The following is a 16,841-nucleotide window of genomic DNA, read 5'->3' on the forward strand; positions in this document are numbered from 1 at the left end:
CCCCCCCCCCCCCCCCCCCCCCCCCCCCCCCCCCCCCCCCCCCCCCCCCCCCCCCCCCCCCCCCCCCCCGACAGGGTGATCAGCCCTCGTCAGGGGTTCGCCCCCAGGTGTGCCCCGGGCCGGCGATGCCCCGTGCCAGTAGGGCGATGCAGACCGGACAGCACACGCCGTCGGACACGGCACCGGGTAACCGTCGGGCCCTGCCGAACAGGGCCGGCACGGTCCGGGCCCGCTGCGGCCGGGCGGTCCGCCCGGTCACTTCGCGTCTTCCGGCCGCCCCCGTACCAGGGACCGGGGCTCCAGGGTGAGCCGGTCGTCGGTGACCGGGGTGACCGGCGTGGAGTCCCGGGCCACGAGGAACTCTGGCCTAGTGGGGTTCGGGGGTGCGTTGTCGACGGCGTTGTACGTGATCAGCAGGAGCGCGCGGCGATCCGGCGACAGGTTGTTCGAGGAGGAGTGCACGATGCTCGGGTGGAAGGCGTGGACCGTACCGGCCGGGCCCATGATCCGTACGCGTCCGTGCTCTCGGGCCAGGTCGTCGGCCCGCTGCTCGCGCACCGTGTAGGCGAGGTCCGCCGAGACGTGCCGTCGCCAGGTGGAGCCGTCGCCGGCGCTCTTCTCGGGCAGGTCGAAGAGGCCCATGCGGTGGGAGCCCGGGATCACCACGAGAGGTCCGTTGTCCTCGTGGATGTCATCGAGGGGGACGGCGATGTTGACCGCGTTGGGGCTCGGCATGCCGTCCTCCTCGCTCCAGAAGGCGTAGTCCTGGTGCCACGGCCAGGCCGCCCCCTCGTGGGCCTGTTTGAGGTTGACCTTGAACTGGTAGACGTAGACCGGCTTGCCCGTCAGTGCCTCGGCCAGGGCGACCAGTCGCGGGTGGCGGACCAGCGCGGCGCACAAGTCGTCGAATGCGTGGCATCCGTGGATGGCGCGGACGGTCTCGGAGTCCTTCTCGTACACCACCTCGGGCCTGCGTTCACGACTGATCGCGGCCACGGCATCCTTCATGAGCCTCACCGCCTGGTCCGTGAAGCGGTAGGGGAGTTCGCACCAGCCTGCGGGGTCGTAGGCGCCCTTGAGGTCCTTGACCTCGGGCTCGGTGGCAGTGGACATACGTCACCTCTTTCGGATGGGGTTCCGACCGGTGTCGGGGTGGGGTGGGGGTCGATCGGCTATCGGAGTGCCGCCAGGGCGAGCCGGTCGACCTTTCCGCTCGGTGTGCGCGGAAACTCGTCGTCCGTCGGCCGGTACGCCGACGGGAGCATGTACTCGGGCAGGAGGTCGGCCAGCTGCTTCCGCAGGGTCGCCGCCGACGGGGCGGGGTCGGTGCCGGGCCGGTAGTGGGCGACGAGCCGGGTGTCGCCCACTTCCGACGACCGGGCGGTCACGACGACGTCGGCAATGCCCTCGACCGAGCGGATCGCGGCCTCGACCTCGCCGAGTTCGACGCGGTAGCCGCGAATCTTGACCATGCCGTCGCGACGGCCCAGGAACTCGATCTGGCCGTTCGGCAGGTACCGCGCCATGTCGCCGGTGCGGTACAGGCTGCCCGCGCCGTCCAGGGGATGCGGGACGAACTTCTGCGCCGTCAGGTCGTCGCGCCCCCAGTACCCCTGGGATACCGGTGGCCCTGCGACACACAGTTCGCCGACCACTCCGGCCGGCTGGGGACGCAGCCGGCCGTCCAGGACGTACACCTCGGCACCGTTGATCGGATGGCCGATGGTGGGCATGAGGGGCCAGTCGGCCGGGTCGCCGTCGAGGCGCAGCGAGCTCACGCTGTGCGTCTCCGTGGGCCCGTACTGGTTGAAGAGGACCGCGTCGTCGAGCCGGCCGAAGAACGCGCGGATGGCCGGAGTCACGTGCAGTTGCTCGCCGGCGGTTACGCACTCGCGCAGCGCCGGGGCGGGCAGGTCCATCGCGGTGGCGTAGAAGGCGATGCTCTGCAGGGCCACGAAGGGTAGGAAGATGCGCATCACGCGCTGCTTCTCGATGACCTCCAGCAGCGCGTCGTAGTCCGTGCGTTGCTCGGCGTCGATGAGGACCAGGGTGCCGCCGGTGGACCACGTGCTGAAGAACTCGAGGAACGAGGCGTCGAAGCTCAGAGCCGAGAACTGGAGGGTCCGGTCGCCGGGGCCGGCTGCCGAGTCGTGGCACTGCCACCGCACGAGACCGGCGACGGGGCCGTGCGGCATCGCCACGCCCTTGGGCTGTCCGGTGGAGCCGGAGGTGTACATGAGGTAGGCCAGGTCGTCCGGGCCGGTCTCCGGCAGGCTCCTCCCCGCGGCGGTGGGTGTGTCCTCCTCCGCCCACCGGTCCGGCTGGAGCACGTGCACGGACGGAGGGAGGGCGCACCGGTCGCGCAGGGACGGCTGGGTGAGCAGGGTGTGCAGGCCGCTGTCCTCGATCATGTAGGCGAGGCGTTCGGCCGGGTAGGCCGGGTCCAACGGCACGTACGGGGAGCCCGACTTCAGTACGGCGAGGACCGCGACGGTCATGTCCAGGCTCCGGTCCATGAGGATCCCCACGGGCCGGCCGGTCGCGCCGCCGCGGATCAGTCGGTGGGCGAGCCGGTCGGCGGCGGCGCCCAGTTCCTCGTACGTCAGCTGCCGGTCGTGCCAGACGGCGGCGGGTGCGGCGGGCGTGCGCCGGCGTTGGGCCTCGAACGCCACGTGGACCGGTGGTGGGGGATCTGCGGGATCCGATGCCCGGGCCCAGGTCCGGGTCACCAGGGCGGTCTCCTCCCCGGTGAGCAGGGGCGTCTCGGCGATCGGCAGGTCGGGGTCGGTGACGGCGGCGGCCAGCAGCGTGCGGAACCGGTCGGCGATCCGGCGGGCGGTGGCCGGGTCGTAGAGGTCCGTGGCGTAGTCGAGGAACCCGCGGTAGGAGCCCTGCTCGGCCGCGAGGTCGAAGCAGAGGTCGAACTTGGCCGTGCCCGGGTGTACGTGCAGTCGTTCGGCGGTGACACCCGGCAGTTCCAGGCCTGGTTCCGGTGCGTCGTTGACCTGGACGACGACCTGGAACAAGGGGAACCTGTTCAGCTGTTCGGCCGTGACGGTGCGCCTGACCAGTTCGCCGAAGGGGACGTCGCGGTGCCGGAGCATGCCGAGGGCCTCGGACCGGACCGAACGGACGAGGTCGCGGAAGGACGCTTCGCCGTCCACGTGGGTCCGCAGGGGCATGAGGTCGCTCAGGCAGCCGACGATGGAATCGAGGTCCGCGTTCCCGCGACGGGAGACGGGTGTTCCGACGACGATGTCGTCGCCGGCGCCGTGGCGGTGCAGCAGGGCGGTGACGGCGGCCGTGAATATCGTGAACGGCGTCGTGCGGGTGGCTCGGGCGAGGCGGCTTACGGCGTCGGTGAGTTGTTCGTCGAGGCGGAAGGCGATGCGCGCCCCGTCGGTGCCCCGCTCCGCGGGGCGGGGCCGGTCGGGAGGGACCGTGCAGATCTCCGGCGCGTTCGCCAGGCGTGCGGCCCAGTGGCGCAGGTCGCCCTCGTCGAGGGGGGTCGCGCGCCGGGTGTCCGCGTGCGGGCCGAGCTGCGGGGGCGGCGGGGGCGTGGCGGAAGGGGCGGGCGTGGTGTCCGGTCGGGCTCGGGTCCGGTAGTGCCGGCCGAACTCCCGGTTCAGGAGGGACAGTGACCAGTCGTCGACGACCAGGTGGTGGATCAGGACGGCCAGGACCCAGTCGTCGTCGGAGAGTCGTAACAGCGTGGGCCGCAGCGGCCCGCCGGCCGGATCGAGCGGCTCCGCCGCCAGTGCCGCGAGCCGTTCGGCGAGTTCGGACTCGGGGCAGTCCGCGCGGACAAGGGGACGGCAGGACCGCTCCTCGACGCGCTGGACCGGGTTCCCGTCCTCCATCAGGAAGCGGCTGCGCAGGGACTCGTGCCGGTGGATGACGTCGTCGAGCGCGCCTTCGGCCGCGTCCGGGTCGACTTCGCCGCGCAGCCGGTGCGCCCACAGCACGGTGTAGCAGGAACGGTCTTCGGCGAGCGCGTCGTTGATCCATATCGCCTCTTGCTCCCGGGTCAGCCGGTGGGCCGATCCGGCGCGGCTTCCGGTGGTGCCGCTGTCGGCCGGGGTGGTCATGATGTGCTCCGTTCGATGGGAGGGACCGGTGCTCGGTGGGCCGGCCGCCGTGCGGGCCGGCGGCGTCGCCGGCGTGAGGCCGTGCTCTCCAGCGCGGCGCGGTCCAGCTTTCCGTTCGGGGTGAGGGGCAGGGCTTCCAGGGCGGACGTGACCGCGGGGACGAGGTAGTCCGGGAGCACGGCCGTCAGATGCTCGTGCAGGTGGAGGGGGTCGTGGCCCTCGCCTGGTTCTCCGGCGGGCCGGTGGGAGCCGTCGTCGGCGCAGGTGTAGAAGAGGGCGATCCCCGTGGGGGTGCCGTCCGCGGCACGCAGCGGCACCGCCACCGCGGAGCGCACACCGGCCACGGACGCGGCGGTGGTTTCGATCTCCGCGGCCTCGACGCGGTGGCCGCGGATCTTCAGCTGCCTGTCCGTGCGCCCCCGGAAGTGCAGGGTGCCCGTCCCGTCGAGGTGGCCGAAGTCGCCCGTGCGGTAGGCGCGCACGGTTGCCCCGGGTAGTTCGACGGGGACGAAGGCGCTTGCGGTCGCCTCGGGTTCGTCGAGGTATCCGAGGGCCAGCCCCTCCCCCGCCACGTGGATCTCGCCCGTCAGACCGGGCGGGCACGGTCGTCCGTGGGGGTCGAGGACGATCACCTCCGTGTGGGGAACCGGGGTTCCCAGCGGGATCCCGTCCGCGCGGTCGCAGTCCTCGGGCCGGACCGCGCGGGACGTGGCGTGCATGCAGCTCTCGGCCGGGCCGTAGCCGTTGAACAGTGCGGTGCCTGGGTGTCGGGAAAGGAACGCCGCGGCGTGGGCGGGTGACATGCGTTCGCCGCCCGCGTAGACGTGTCGCAGTCCGGTGAAGCAGTCGGGGTCCTCGTCCACGAAGAGGTGGAACAGGGTCGTGGTCAGCCGCAGTGTGGTGGCGCCCTGTCCTGCGATCATGCGTCGGAGCGTCTGGGGCAGCAGGTGGTCGCCGTCCGTCAGGACCGAGGTGCCTCCGGTCATGAGCTGTCCGAAGAGTTCGTAGGCGTACATGTCCCACCAGGGGGGTGCCGCTTGCGGCATGACGTTGCCCCGGCCGAATCCGGGCGGCCCTCCGTCCCGGAAGATGCGGGTGATGGCCCGGTGCGGCAGCACGACGCCCTTCGGCCTGCCCGTCGTGCCGGACGTGAAGATCACCGCGGCGGGATCCGCCGGTGAGGGCCGTCGCGCGGGCGCCCCGGGTGTGCCTTGCCGGGCGGTGCGGTGCAGGTCCTCCCCCGGTGTCCAGACCACGTGCGGGTGGTCCAAGGGGACGGCGCCCTCGGCCACCAGGGTGGTCGGGTCGCCCAGCGTGGCGGCCACCTGCCGCAGTCTGGCGGTCGGCCATCGGCCGTCCAGGCTGGTGTAGGCGGCGCCGAGCCGCAGGACGGCCAGTTGCGCGGCGACCAGGCGCGGTGAGCGCGGCAGCAGCAACGGCACGACGCTGCCCGGGCCCACGCCGTGCTCGGCGAGCTCGGCCGCGTACCGGCCGGCCGCCGCGTCCAGGGTCGCGTAGTCGACGCGCGTGTCCCGGTGGACCAGGGCGACGGCTTCCGGGGTGGCCCGCGCGTGCCGGGCCACCGCGTGGTGGACCAGCGACGGGTCGAGGGGAGGTTCAGCCACGGCTGCCCTCCGGTGCGCGGGAGAGCAGCAGGACCAGATCGGCCAGGACGTCGTGCTCCAGGACGTCGACCGGCTCCACGGCAAGCCCGGTGGCCTTCTCCAGACGGACGCACAGGCTGATGGCCTGCAGGGAGGTGCCGCCGAAGTCGTAGAAGCTGTCGTCCAGTCCGACCCGGTCGACGCCGAGCACCTCGGCGACGACCGCGGCCACGGTGGCGGCGAGCTCCCCGTCCGGTTCCCGGTAGTCGATCTCGCACATCTCTTCCCTGCGCCTGCGGGGCGGCAGGGTGCCCGCGGGTGCGTCGGGGCGTATCGGGGCGCTCACGGGTTCACCTGTTCCCGGATCGCGGCGGCCAGGTCCTGGACGGTGGGGTGCCGCATGATGAGGCGGGCCTGCAGGCGGGCGCCGAGGCGGCCGCCGAGCCCGACCATCACCCTCACCGCGGTGAGGGAGTTGGCTCCGTCGAGGGACAGGAACGCCTCGTCGTCGGCGAACTCGGTGTGGCCGAGCGTCTCCGCCCAGGCCTCCCGGACCACGGCTTCGAATTCGGCCTGCGTCGCGGGCACGGTGTTCTGCGGATTTGTCATGGGTGTGTGTTCTCCTTGTGCGTTTCAGGTCCGACGGGGCCGGGCTCGGAAGTGGCGAGCCTGCCGCTGCGCTGGTGGAAGAAGCCGACCTGCCCGACGACGAGCAGGACGTTGGCGGCGAGCAGGGCGAGCCACAGGGCGTTCAGGCCGCCCAGGGCGGCGAGGGGTACGGCGGCCAGGGCCAGCAGGCCGTAGCAGGTGGCGAAGGCGATCAGGCTGGGCACCGTGTTCCTGATCGCGATGAGCCCGAAGCCGAACACCGCCTGCAGCGCGTCCGTGAGCACCACCAGGAGCACCAGGGGCAGCAGGGCCAGCACCTGGTGCCGAGCGGCGGGATCGTGGGTGAAGAGGGAGATCACCGGTTCCCGCAGCAGAGCCAGGACGCATCCCAGGAGGACCACCGCGCCGAGGGCCGTCTTGGCCCCGGCGCGTACGCCGGCGCGCAGCCCCCGGACGTTCCCGGTCTTCAGGTGGGGAGCCATCAGCGGGATGGTGGCCTGGCCGATGGCCACGGCGGCCGTGAACATGAGGCCGACCAGGGACACGGCGATGCTGTGTGCGGCCGCGTCGACGGTGCCCACCCTGGCGGCGGCGATGGCGAGGACGCCGAGGACGGCGAACTTGATGAGTACGGTGGCGGCGAGCGGGAGGCCCACGCCGGCCAGTTCGAGCACGGCGCGTGGGTGCGGGCGGCCGAGGCCGAGGGGATGACCGGCCAGCAGCGTGGACCGGCGGAGTCCCCAGTGCGCGACCACCGCGCTGATCAGGCTGGACACCAGCATGGCGACTCCCGCGCCGGGTAGCCCCAGCCCGCCGAACGGGCCGACCCCGTTCACCAGCGTCAGGGACAACAGCACGGCTGCGGCGGTGCCGGCCGTCCCGGCCCGCATCACGAGTTTGGAGCGGCCGAGGCCCACCAGGGTGGATGTCGCCGAGTTGCCGACAGCGGCCACCAGGACACTCGCCGCCAGCAGGGCGGGAAGCGGGCCGAGCGCCGACAGGGTCTCCTGCGGGACGCCGGAGGCCAGGCCGATGAGCGGCACCGCGCAGACGGCCGCGGCGCCCAGCAGTCCGGTGGCGATGCCGAGCCAGATGCCGTTCCGCACCACCGGCACGAGAGCGTCGGGGTCGTCGTCGTGGGCGGCCACGAAGGGCATCAGCCCTCGCATGGCACCGGCGACGGTGGCGGTGGCCGGGGTGTGGACGGCCATCGTGAGGGCGAACGCGGCCAGTGTGGCGGTGGCGTGCCGGCCGAGCACAGCGGTGTCCACCAGGCCGGCCACGGACGAAGCGACCATGGTCAGGTAGAGCGGCAGGGCGGCCGTGATGGTGCGTGCGACCAGGCCGCGATCCCCGGTACCGGAAGCCGGAGCGGTCCGCGGGATCAGGCGCATGACGCTCCCCGCCGCGCGTGCGGATGCCCTGCCGCACGCCGTGTCGCCGCGTGGACGTCCCGCGCCCACTGGGCTCCGAATTCCCGGGGCCGGTCGAAAAGGTAGAAATGACCACCGGGCCACGAGTGGAATCGGGTGGGCTCCGATGAATATTCGGACCAGGGTGACACGAGATCATGTCCCGCCAGCGGGTCGCTCTCCCCGTAATACACGGCGAGCGGAATACCGAGGATTCCCGAGGGGTCTGCCGTGTAATTCTTCAGGAGGTCGAGGTCCAGGCGCAGGACGCGGGTCAGGTACTCCATGAGTTCGGGTTCCTCGAATGCTTGGGGTGGGGTTCCCCCGAGGTCCCGGAGGAAGCCGGCGAGGTCCTCCCGCGTCCGCAGGTCGCGGAGTTCCTCGCGTACTGCCCGCAGGTGTGGGGCCGGGCTCGCCGAGACGCCCAGCAGGACGGGCGGCACGCCGAGCCGCTCCAGTTCCCGCGCGAGCTCGTAGGCGATCAGGGCTCCCATACTGTGGCCGAACAGGGCATAAGGGCCGGCCAGTTGTTCGATCAGGGCCGGCAGTAGGAGCGAGACCGTCTCCGCGACGTCGGCGGGGGCGGGGACGGCGGACGCCGCACCACGGCCGGGGAGTTCGAGCGCGAGCAGCCGCCAGTGGTCCGGGAGGAACGAGCGCAACGGCAGGAAGCTCACGGCGGAACCACCGGCATGGTGCACGAGGACGAGTGTGAATTCCTCACGGTCCGCATCGCCGGCCGCACGTGGACCGCTTCTCAAATCCCTCAGAAAAGCCGTGGGGGGCTTTGTATCGGCGCCGGAGGGCCGGTAATGTACCCTTCCGTCAAAGCGCGATTTATGCATCATTTTCCCTTGAACAGGAGACTGCCGTGAGTCGACTTGCCTTTGTATTTCCGGGACAGGGTTCGCAGGTTCCCGGAATGGGTTCCGAGCTCCTGGAGCGGCATCCCGAGCTGGCGCGCCCGTACTTCGACACCGCGAACGAGGTACTGGGCATACCGCTGAGCCGCCTGTGCTTCGAAGGCGACGCCGAGGAGCTGCGCGACACGTCCGTGACGCAGCCGGCCGTCTACGTCGTCAGCCTGGTGGCGGCGGCCGTGCTGCGCGAGAAGGGGGTCCGCCCGTCGGTGGTGGCCGGGCACAGCCTCGGGGAGTACACGGCGCTGGCGTTCGCCGGGGTGCTCGACTGGGTCGACGGCCTCAAGTTGGTCCGCCGACGCGGGCTGCTCATGGCCGAGGTGAACCGGCGTACCCCCGGGCGCATGGCGGCCGTCATCGGACTGCCCGCGGAGCGGGTCCGAGAGCTGTGCGAGGAGGTCGTCGGCTCCCGGCAACGGGTCGTCGAGGTTGCCAACTACAACTCCGCCCTGCAGACGGTCGTGTCCGGCGACGCCGACGCGGTGGCCGAGGTCTCGCGGCAGGCGCTCGAAGAAGGCGCGAGCCACGTGAAGGAGCTCAGCGTCGGCGCCCCCTTCCACTGCTCCTTGATGGCGGATGTCGCGGCCGAGTTCGGCGAGCACCTCGCGGCCACCGCCTTCCGCACTCCGAACGTCCCCGTGGTGGCCAACGCGACGGCCTCCTACGTGCATTCGGGACAGGAAGCCCGCGCCCTGCTGGCGCGTCAGCTCGCCGCACCGGTGCGCTGGCACGAAACACTGGGCCTGCTCGGCCGCGAGGAGGTGACCGCGTTCGTCGAGGCCGGACCGGGACGCGTACTGAGCAACCTCAGCCGCTCCGTGCATCCGGCCGTTCCCGCGATGCCCGCGGGAACCGGCCGCCAGATCGACCGCGCGGTGGAGAAGCTGAGCGGCGTCCTGGTGTAACGGGCTCCCGGTGGGCGCCCCGCAGCGGGGCGCCCACTGCGGCCGGCGCGGCCGGCGCGTGGCACGGTACGCGGTACCGGCGCGGTCCCGGGCGGCGGTCATGAGCCCGCTCGCTTCGGTTGGAGCGAGTCGGCGGTCGCCTCCGGTTCGAGGACGAGGCCGTGCAGGGCCTGCCGGTACAGGGCGAGCAGCCGGTCGTCGTCGGTCGCCGCGTCGTGGCGCAGCAGGGCCCGGAAGGAGCTCTGGCTGTCCACGACCGTCAGGTGCAGGCGCCGTCCGGCGGCCAGCGGGTCCGGGCCCACCTCGCGCAGGGTCCCGGTCCCGAACCGCAGCGGCTCGTCGTCCCGCGCGTAGTTGAACACGACGTCCAGGTCGCCGAAGGCCGCGAGATCGGGGTGCTCGGCCGCGAGGTCCGCGTACGGCACCGCGCTCACCGACAACACCTGGTCGATGGCCGACCGCGCGTCCTCCAGGATCCGGCCGAGCGGTCGGTCGCCCGGCACCACCAAGGGCATCGGCACGATGTTGGCGAACGCGCCCACCGATCCGTCGAGCCGCCGCTGGAAGCGTCCGTCGAGCGGGAGCGCCGGGCAGACCACGTCCACCCCGCCCATCCGGCCGAGGGCCACCGCCACGGCGGTCAGGTGCAGTACGAACGGGGTGGTCCGCCGCTGCGCGCAGCGCGCCCGTAGCGCCGTCTGCAGGATCGCGTCCGGCGCCCATGACCGGCGGCCGGGATCCCGGACCGGCCCCGGGGCGCGCCGCGGGACCGCGGATGCGGGGGCGAGCAAACGCCGCCACAGGTCAACGGCCTCCGTTCGCCGGTTGCCGCCCGGCAGGGTGTTGCGCCATGCCAGATAGCGCAGGAACCCGTCGTCCGGCGCGCGCGGTGCCGCCGGTCGGTGGTAGGCCTCGTCCAGCACGCGGCACAGGTTGTCGAGCCCCCGGCCGTCGAGCGCCAACAGGTGCACGGTCACGGCGAGCAGGCCGGCGCCGTCGGGCCCGTCGACGGTGGACACGCGGACGAGCGGACCGGTGCGCGGGTCGATCGGCTCGGCCTGGCCGCGCTCGTACAGCCAGTCCACCAGCCGCTCGGAGGGGACGTCGTCCGGCCGGCGGCGCCGTACCACGGCGTCCGCGACCGCGTCCGCGTCCGCGGGCTCGGCACGGTGTGACGGCGTGACGCGCAGGCGCAGGGCCGGCTGCTGCTCCAGCAGCGCGGCGACGGCGTCCCGCAACCGTTCCGGGTCCAGTTGCCGACCGGTGTCGTACACGGCGGTCTTCTGCCGGTCCGGCCCCGGACGGTCGGCCAGTGCGGCCAGGCCCGGCGGCAGGGCGACCGTGGGGGCGGCGGGCGGCAGTTCCTCGTCGGGATGCGCGGCCCCGAGCCTTCGGCGCCCCGCCACCAGGCCGGCGACCTCCCGGGCGGTGCCGCACTCGTAGAAGTCGGAGATGGACAGCCGCACGTCGAGGTCCTCGCGCACCCGGTGCACCAGCCGGGTGGCAAGCAGGGAATGTCCTCCGGCGTGGAAGAAGTCGTCGTCGGGTCCGAGTCCCGGCTGGTCCAGCACCGCTCGGAACGCCTCCAGTACCCGCTCCAGCAGGTCGTGCTCGATGCTGCGCCCGTGGGGCGGTGCCTGCGTCGGCCCCGGATCCCGCGGGTCGGCCTGGGGAGCGGCCGTACCGGGGGGCGGGAGCAGGGCGTGGTCCACCTTTCCGTTGGCGTTGACCGGCAGCCGGTCCACGACCGTGAAGGTGGAGGGGACCAGCGCCGGGGGCAGGAGGCCGGCCAGGCGCCCGCGCGTTCGCGGGCCGATCGCCTCGGCCCCGGGCACGGGGACCAGGTAGGCGTCGATGCTCCGGTCGCCCTTGGTGCCGCGCACGACCAGCGCCACGTCCGCGATGTCGACGTCCTCGCGGATCACCACCTCGATCTCGCCCGGTTCCACGCGGTAGCCGCGGATCTTGACCTGCTGGTCGCGACGGCCGAGGAACTCCACGTCGCCCGCCGCCAGCAGACGCGCCCGGTCCCCGCTGCGGTACTGCCGCTGCCCGTCGGCGGACACGGTGAACCGCGCCTCGGTCAGGCCGGGGTCGTCCAGGTAGCCGGTGGCCACGCACGGTCCGCCGATGACCAGTTCGCCGACGGATCCCCAGGGCACGGCCCGCAGTCCGTCGGAACTCTCCAGTGCCAGCGTGACGTTCTGGATCGGGCGGCCGACCGGCGCATACCGGGGCCAGTCGGCCGGCGGGCCCGAGAAGGTGTAGGAGGTGACGACGTGGGTCTCCGCGGGACCGTAGTTGTTGATCAGCCGGCAGCCGTCCAGCTTCTCGAAGAACGCCAGGACCGATGCGCTGAGCCGGAGTTGCTCCCCCGTGGTGGCCATCTCCCGCAGGGACGCGAAGGGAGCGGGGTCCCGTTCGAATCGCGTGGCGAGGGCGTGTGCCAGCGATACCGGCAGGATCGCCTTCTGCACCTGGTGGCGCCGGACGAACTCGGCGAGCGCGTCGTGGTCGTGCCGGGTCTCCTCGTCGGCGATGTGGAGCGATCCGCCGGAGCACAGGGCGGCGAACGTCTCGTGGAAGGCCGCGTCGAAGCCGAAGGAGGCGAACTGGAGCCAGTCCATCGCCCTGCTGTACCCGTCGGTCTCCCAGTGGATCAGGTTGGCCAGCGCACCGTGGGGGAAGTGGATGCCCTTGGGCTTTCCCGTGGTGCCGCTGGTGTAGGTGAGGTAGGCGCCGACCGACGGGGCGACCCTGTCGCCGGGGGCGGAGCCGTCTCGCCCCGGTATCGCGGACACGTCCGGGAGGACGATCCTGCGCACTCCCCCGGGGACGAAATCCGCCCCCTCCAGGGTGTCGCACAGCACCAGTCGGGTACGGCAGTGCTCGGCGATGGCGGCGAGCCGGGGTCGCGGGTGGCTCTGGTCGAAGGGCACCGGGGTGGCGCCGGCACGCAGCACGCCCAGCAGGGCGACGACCGTCCGGGCGTCGCGGGGCAGGGCGATGCCGACCGGCTCGCCGATGCCTATCCCGTTCGAGGTCACGAGGTCGGCGATGCCCGCGGACAGGTGTGCCAGCTCGCGGTAGGTGAGCTTGTGCCGGCCGTCGCTCACCGCCTCCCTCCCGGGGTGGCGTGCGGCCTGTTCGAGGAAGATCGCGTGCACGGGCAGGTCCGGTACCGGAACCCGGGGCCCGGTGAGCGCGGCCGCCGTGCGCCCGGCCCGGGCCGGCGGCTCGGCGGGGACGGCGTCGACGGCGGCGTCGGGCGTGCGGGTGAGGGCTTCGAGCAGGAAGGCGAACGACTCCCGCCACGCGTCGACCGTCCGTCGGGTGAAGCGGTCGGTGTCGTAGATGAAGCGGCCGCCGATGGTGCCGTCCTCGGTCCACCAGTCAAGGGACAGTTCGTAGGGGCTGGTGGAGCGGTCGAAGGGCAGCGGCCTGACGTCGACCCCCGCCGGCGGGGGCGCGGTCATGCTTCCCGGGTGCAGCAGGTTGAACAGCGCCTGGAAGACGGGGGTGGTCTCGCCGCGGCCGTCCGGTGCGCGGACGACGTCCCGCGCCATGACCTCGTACGGCAGTTCCTGGTGGTCCATGGCGCCGGTGACGCGTCGGGCCGTCTCCCGCAGCAGGGAACGGAACGACCGGCCGGCCGAGATGGTGCTCCGGATCGGAAGCGTGTTGACGAAGTTGCCGATGAGGTCGCGGGTCTCGGGACGGTGCCGGCCGGACACCGGGCAGCCGATCACGAGGTCCTGCTGGTCGGAGATCGAGGCCAGCAGCACGGAGAACGCGGTGAGGACCACGACGAACGGTGTCGTGGACTCCTCGGAGGCAAGGGTGTGCACGGACCGCGCCGTCTGCGGGGGCAGGGTGAAGGTGAGCTTGTCGCCCCGGTAGCTGCGCCGGGCACCGCGCGGACGGTCGCCCGGCAGTTCCAGGGGTGCGGGCAGGTCGGCCAGCTCGCGACGCCAGAAGGCGCGCTGCCGGTCCGCGTCCGCGGTGGTGAGCCAGTGGGCTTCGTCCCGTGCGTGCCGGGCCGCGAGTGTCGCGATGGCCGGCAGGTCGGGCGCGCCGTCACCGGTGCGGCCCCGGTAGAAGGCGTACAGGTCGTGCAGGAGGATCCCGATGGACGTCGCGTCGGCGACGAGGTGGTGCAGGGCGAGGGCCAGGACGGTGCGGTCGGAGCCCATGCGGAACAGCCGGACGGCGCACAGAGGGGCGCGGTCGGTGGGGATGGTGGAGTCCATCAGCTCGGCGATCGCCTCGCGCAGGGCGCCGTCGTCGGCCACGTCGTCTTCCGGGACGTCCACCTGTGCCTGCTCGTCGACCACTTGGAAGGGGGCACCGCCGGTGGTGCGGAACACCGTTCGCAGGCTTTCGTGGCGGGCGACGAGATCGGCCAGTGCGTTCCGGAGCGCGCCGCGGTCCACCGGGCCGCGCAGGTCGGCGAGTACGGGCACGTTGTACGCCTCGGCAGCTCCCTCGAACTCGCTGAGGAAGAGGAACGCCTCCTGGATGGAGGTGGCCGGTGCCGGTCCGGTGTGCTCGGCCGGGGCCGCGGGTGCCGCACCGGCCGGGAAGGCGCCGGCGCCGGTCGTCGTCGGTTCCGCCGTGGCGGCGAGCCTCGCCAGCCCTGCGGGGGTGGGTTCCTCCATGAAGGAGCCGAGCGGGATGCTCCTCCCCCAGTGCTGCCGCGCCTGCGCCACGATGCGGGTGGCGAGCAGCGAGTCACCGCCGAGGGAGAACAGGTCGTCCGCCGGGTCGATGTCGCTCAGACCCGTCGCCTGGGCGAAGAACCGCCGAGCCGTCTCCCCGAGGTCGTCGCCGCTCTCAGCGCCGGGGGCGGCGGGAGGCTCGGCCCCCGCGGCGGCGGGACGCGCCTCCAGCCAGTACCGCCCGCGCTGGAACGGGTAGCGGGGCACCTGCGTGAAGCGGTGGGGGGTGTCGGCGGGCACGAGTCGCTCCGTGTCCTCGACCAGCCCCGCCGCCCAGGCCTGTCCCAGGGTCGCCGCCAGGGCTTCGGCGCCCGGCCGTACGTCCTTGGCGACCGTGAGTGTGATCGCCTCGGGGAACACCGCCGGCAGGGACGGCGCCGGTTCGGTGACCGGTACGGGGTTCAGGAGCGCCGGAACCCGCGGTGGCAGCGTGCGCCGCCCGGGAGGCGCGGGGGCGTCGCCGAAGGCCACGGTCGCTTCGGGCGTCCTGCCCGCCGGGCACAGTTCGGCCCCGTCGGTGTCGTACCAGGGGATCGTCGCGGGACACAGTGCCACCGCGGTCAGGGCCTCGGCGGCGTCGACTCCCCGGACCAATGCCGCCACGATGCCGGGCGCGTCCGCGTCGGCCACCACGCCGCTGATCACGGCGGCCGCAGGCCGGTTCCCGATGGTGGCGATGACGGCGCCGGGACGTACCCCGTACTCGGCCCACAGTGCGGTGCAGGCGAGCGCCGTCACCGTGGCAGCGGCCCCGGGGGCCGTTCGCCGCAGGTGGGCCAGCGGGTCGGTGTCCGCGGCCGGTGGGAGCGCGCAGTTCGCGGTCAGCCGGCGCACGTGCTCGGCGAAGGCGGGCCTGCTCTCCATCAGCGAGGACGCGGCCCCGCTCGGCAGCAGGTCGTCGGTCAGGGTGAACGCCGGTGCCCGGCCGGCCAGTGCCGGGTTCGGGAGCCGGGCGTCCAGCAGCACCGGATCACCGTCCTCGCGCCAGAGGAGGCCGCGGCGCAGGGACCGCGGGCTGCGGCGGACGGTCAAGGTGGTGGCGACGTTCCGCGCGTCGTCCGGCGTGCTCGCCGCGACCCGGGACCGTACAGCTTCCTCCAGGGCGTCCAGCGCGGCGGTGGACCGGGCGGAGAGGGGCAGCAGGTGCCGGGGCTCGGCGGCCGGTTGCCCGACCGCGGGCGCGGTGGGTTCCGGTGCCTCCTCGACCAGCAGGTGGACGTTGGTACCGCCCACGCCGAGCGAGCTGACGCCGGCGAGCAGGGGGCGCGGCCCCGTCCACGGCCGCAACCCCGTGTTGACCCGGAAGGGCGAGGTTTCGAAGTCGATGTGCGGGTTGAGGCGTTCGCAGCCGAGCGTGGCGGGCAACTGGCGGTGGAGCAGCGAGAGCACCACCTTGATCAGGCCGGCGATGCCGGACGCCGAGTCGAGGTGGCCGATGTTGGACTTCACCGAGCCGATGGCGCAGTGGCCCACGGCGTCCGTGGTCCGCCGGAACGCCTCGGTGAGCGCGCCGACCTCGATGGGGTCGCCGAGCGGAGTGCCGGTGGCGTGCGCCTCGACGTAGGAGATCCGGTCCGCCGTGATCCCCGCGACCTCGTGCACCTCGGCGATGAGTTCGGCCTGTCCCCGCAGACTGGGCGCGGTGTATCCGCTCTTGCGGGCTCCGTCGTTGTTGAGTCCGCCGCCGCGGATGACGGCGAGGACGCGGTCGCCGTCCGCCAGCGCCTCGTCGAGCCGGCGGAGCACCACCATGCCGACGCCGCTGGAGAACACCGTCCCGCCGGCGTCGGCCGAGAAGGGGCGGCAGCGGCCGTCGGAGGAGGAGATGCCTCCCTCGACGGGCGCGTAGCCGACGTCCGTCGGGTTGATCGCGGCGCCGCCGACGAGTACCGCGTCCGTCTCGTAGTCCATCAGCGCCCGGCAGGCGTGGTGCACCGCGGCGAGGCTTGAGGAGCACGCGCAATCCACGGCGAGGCTGGGGCCGGTGAGTCCGAGGCGGTGGGACAGCTGCGTGGCCGTGTACCCGCGGTCGTTGCCCATCAGGACCCGGTGGAAGCCGAGCGGCTCGATGGCCTCGGGGTGCGGCAGCACGTTCTGAAGGAGGTAGTCGGAGATGTTGACGCCGAGGTAGACGCCGATGCGGCCCGGGAACGACTCCGGGACGAGCCCGGCGTCCTCCAGGGCGTGCACGGCGGCCTCCAGCAGGAACCGCTGTTGCGGGTCGGTGACGGCGGCCTCCGCCGGGGACATCCCGAAGTAGTCGGCGTCGAACATCGAGGGGTCGGCGAAGGTCTTGCGCACCGCGACGTACGAGGGGTCGGACAGCGCCCAGGCGCGGCCCGCCCGGCGCAGGTCCTCCTCCGGCACCTGCTCGCGGGGGTCGATGCCGTCGCGCAGGAGGTCCCAGAACTCCTCGGCCGACTCGGCGCCCGGGAAGCGGCAGGCCAGGCCGGTGATGGCGATGGCCGGCACGTCGTCGGACAGCTCGGCGCCTTCGGTCATTTCGCGGTCTCCATCTGATCAGCGGGTGGGGGGGCGGGGTGGGGCGGCCGGCAGTGCGCGGGTCAGCCGGCGCGCTCGCGGCG

General features: G+C 73.0%; 9 protein-coding genes. 1 reads left to right on the plus strand and 8 read right to left on the minus strand.

Annotated features, from left to right (window positions below; all coding sequences use genetic code 11):
• Positions 1-255 precede the first annotated feature (255 nt).
• The 7 genes from NOD94_RS34030 to NOD94_RS34060 are packed head-to-tail and all read right to left on the minus strand — an operon-like array spanning position 256 to position 8,414.
• On the minus strand, positions 256-1,113 hold the full coding sequence (locus NOD94_RS34030) for a phytanoyl-CoA dioxygenase family protein (protein ID WP_281210058.1): 858 nt from the start codon (positions 1,111-1,113) through the stop codon (positions 256-258).
• Positions 1,114-1,172: 59 nt separating this feature from the next.
• The gene (locus NOD94_RS34035) at positions 1,173-4,088 is read right to left on the minus strand and encodes an amino acid adenylation domain-containing protein (protein ID WP_281210059.1); all 2,916 of its coding nucleotides are present in this window, start codon (positions 4,086-4,088) and stop codon (positions 1,173-1,175) included.
• Complete coding sequence (locus NOD94_RS34040; RefSeq protein ID WP_281210060.1) at positions 4,085-5,713, minus strand: amino acid adenylation domain-containing protein; 1,629 nt, start codon at positions 5,711-5,713, stop codon at positions 4,085-4,087. The genes NOD94_RS34035 and NOD94_RS34040 overlap by 4 nt, the downstream gene beginning before the upstream one ends.
• On the minus strand, positions 5,706-6,038 hold the full coding sequence (locus NOD94_RS34045; RefSeq protein WP_281210061.1) for an acyl carrier protein: 333 nt from the start codon (positions 6,036-6,038) through the stop codon (positions 5,706-5,708). Before NOD94_RS34045 ends, NOD94_RS34040 begins: the two co-directional genes overlap by 8 nt.
• Positions 6,035-6,301 carry an acyl carrier protein gene (locus tag NOD94_RS34050; protein WP_281210062.1) on the minus strand — a complete coding sequence of 89 codons (267 nt, stop codon included), beginning with the start codon at positions 6,299-6,301 and terminating at the stop codon, positions 6,035-6,037. Before NOD94_RS34050 ends, NOD94_RS34045 begins: the two co-directional genes overlap by 4 nt.
• On the minus strand, positions 6,298-7,695 hold the full coding sequence (locus NOD94_RS34055; RefSeq protein ID WP_281210063.1) for an MATE family efflux transporter: 1,398 nt from the start codon (positions 7,693-7,695) through the stop codon (positions 6,298-6,300). The genes NOD94_RS34050 and NOD94_RS34055 overlap by 4 nt, the downstream gene beginning before the upstream one ends.
• Positions 7,686-8,414 (minus strand): alpha/beta fold hydrolase, encoded by a 729-nt coding sequence (locus tag NOD94_RS34060; protein WP_281210064.1) that lies wholly within the window; start codon positions 8,412-8,414, stop codon positions 7,686-7,688. The genes NOD94_RS34055 and NOD94_RS34060 overlap by 10 nt, the downstream gene beginning before the upstream one ends.
• Positions 8,415-8,584: 170 nt before the next feature.
• Here NOD94_RS34060 and fabD point away from each other — a divergent pair, with 170 nt between their 5' ends.
• Positions 8,585-9,538, plus strand: a complete 954-nt coding sequence (gene fabD / locus NOD94_RS34065; protein ID WP_281210065.1) for an ACP S-malonyltransferase — start codon at positions 8,585-8,587, stop codon at positions 9,536-9,538.
• 98 nt (positions 9,539-9,636) lie between these two features.
• On the opposite strand, the gene NOD94_RS34070 is transcribed toward fabD, so the two are convergent.
• Positions 9,637-16,758: a non-ribosomal peptide synthetase gene (locus NOD94_RS34070; RefSeq protein WP_281210066.1), complete on the minus strand. Its 7,122-nt coding sequence runs from the start codon at positions 16,756-16,758 to the stop codon at positions 9,637-9,639.
• Positions 16,759-16,841 lie beyond the last annotated feature (83 nt).

The sequence above is a fragment of the Streptomyces sp. Isolate_45 genome, from assembly GCF_024721315.2.
Taxonomy (GTDB): Bacteria; Actinomycetota; Actinomycetes; order Streptomycetales; family Streptomycetaceae; genus Streptomyces.

Coding starts and splice junctions, on each gene's coding strand:
- NOD94_RS34035 (WP_281210059.1), bottom strand. CDS start 4,088: ATGACCACCCCGGCCGACAGCGGCACCACCGGAAGCCGCGCCGGATCG.
- NOD94_RS34050 (WP_281210062.1), bottom strand. CDS start 6,301: ATGACAAATCCGCAGAACACCGTGCCCGCGACGCAGGCCGAATTCGAA.
- NOD94_RS34070 (WP_281210066.1), bottom strand. CDS start 16,758: ATGACCGAAGGCGCCGAGCTGTCCGACGACGTGCCGGCCATCGCCATC.
- NOD94_RS34055 (WP_281210063.1), bottom strand. CDS start 7,695: ATGCGCCTGATCCCGCGGACCGCTCCGGCTTCCGGTACCGGGGATCGC.
- NOD94_RS34030 (WP_281210058.1), bottom strand. CDS start 1,113: ATGTCCACTGCCACCGAGCCCGAGGTCAAGGACCTCAAGGGCGCCTAC.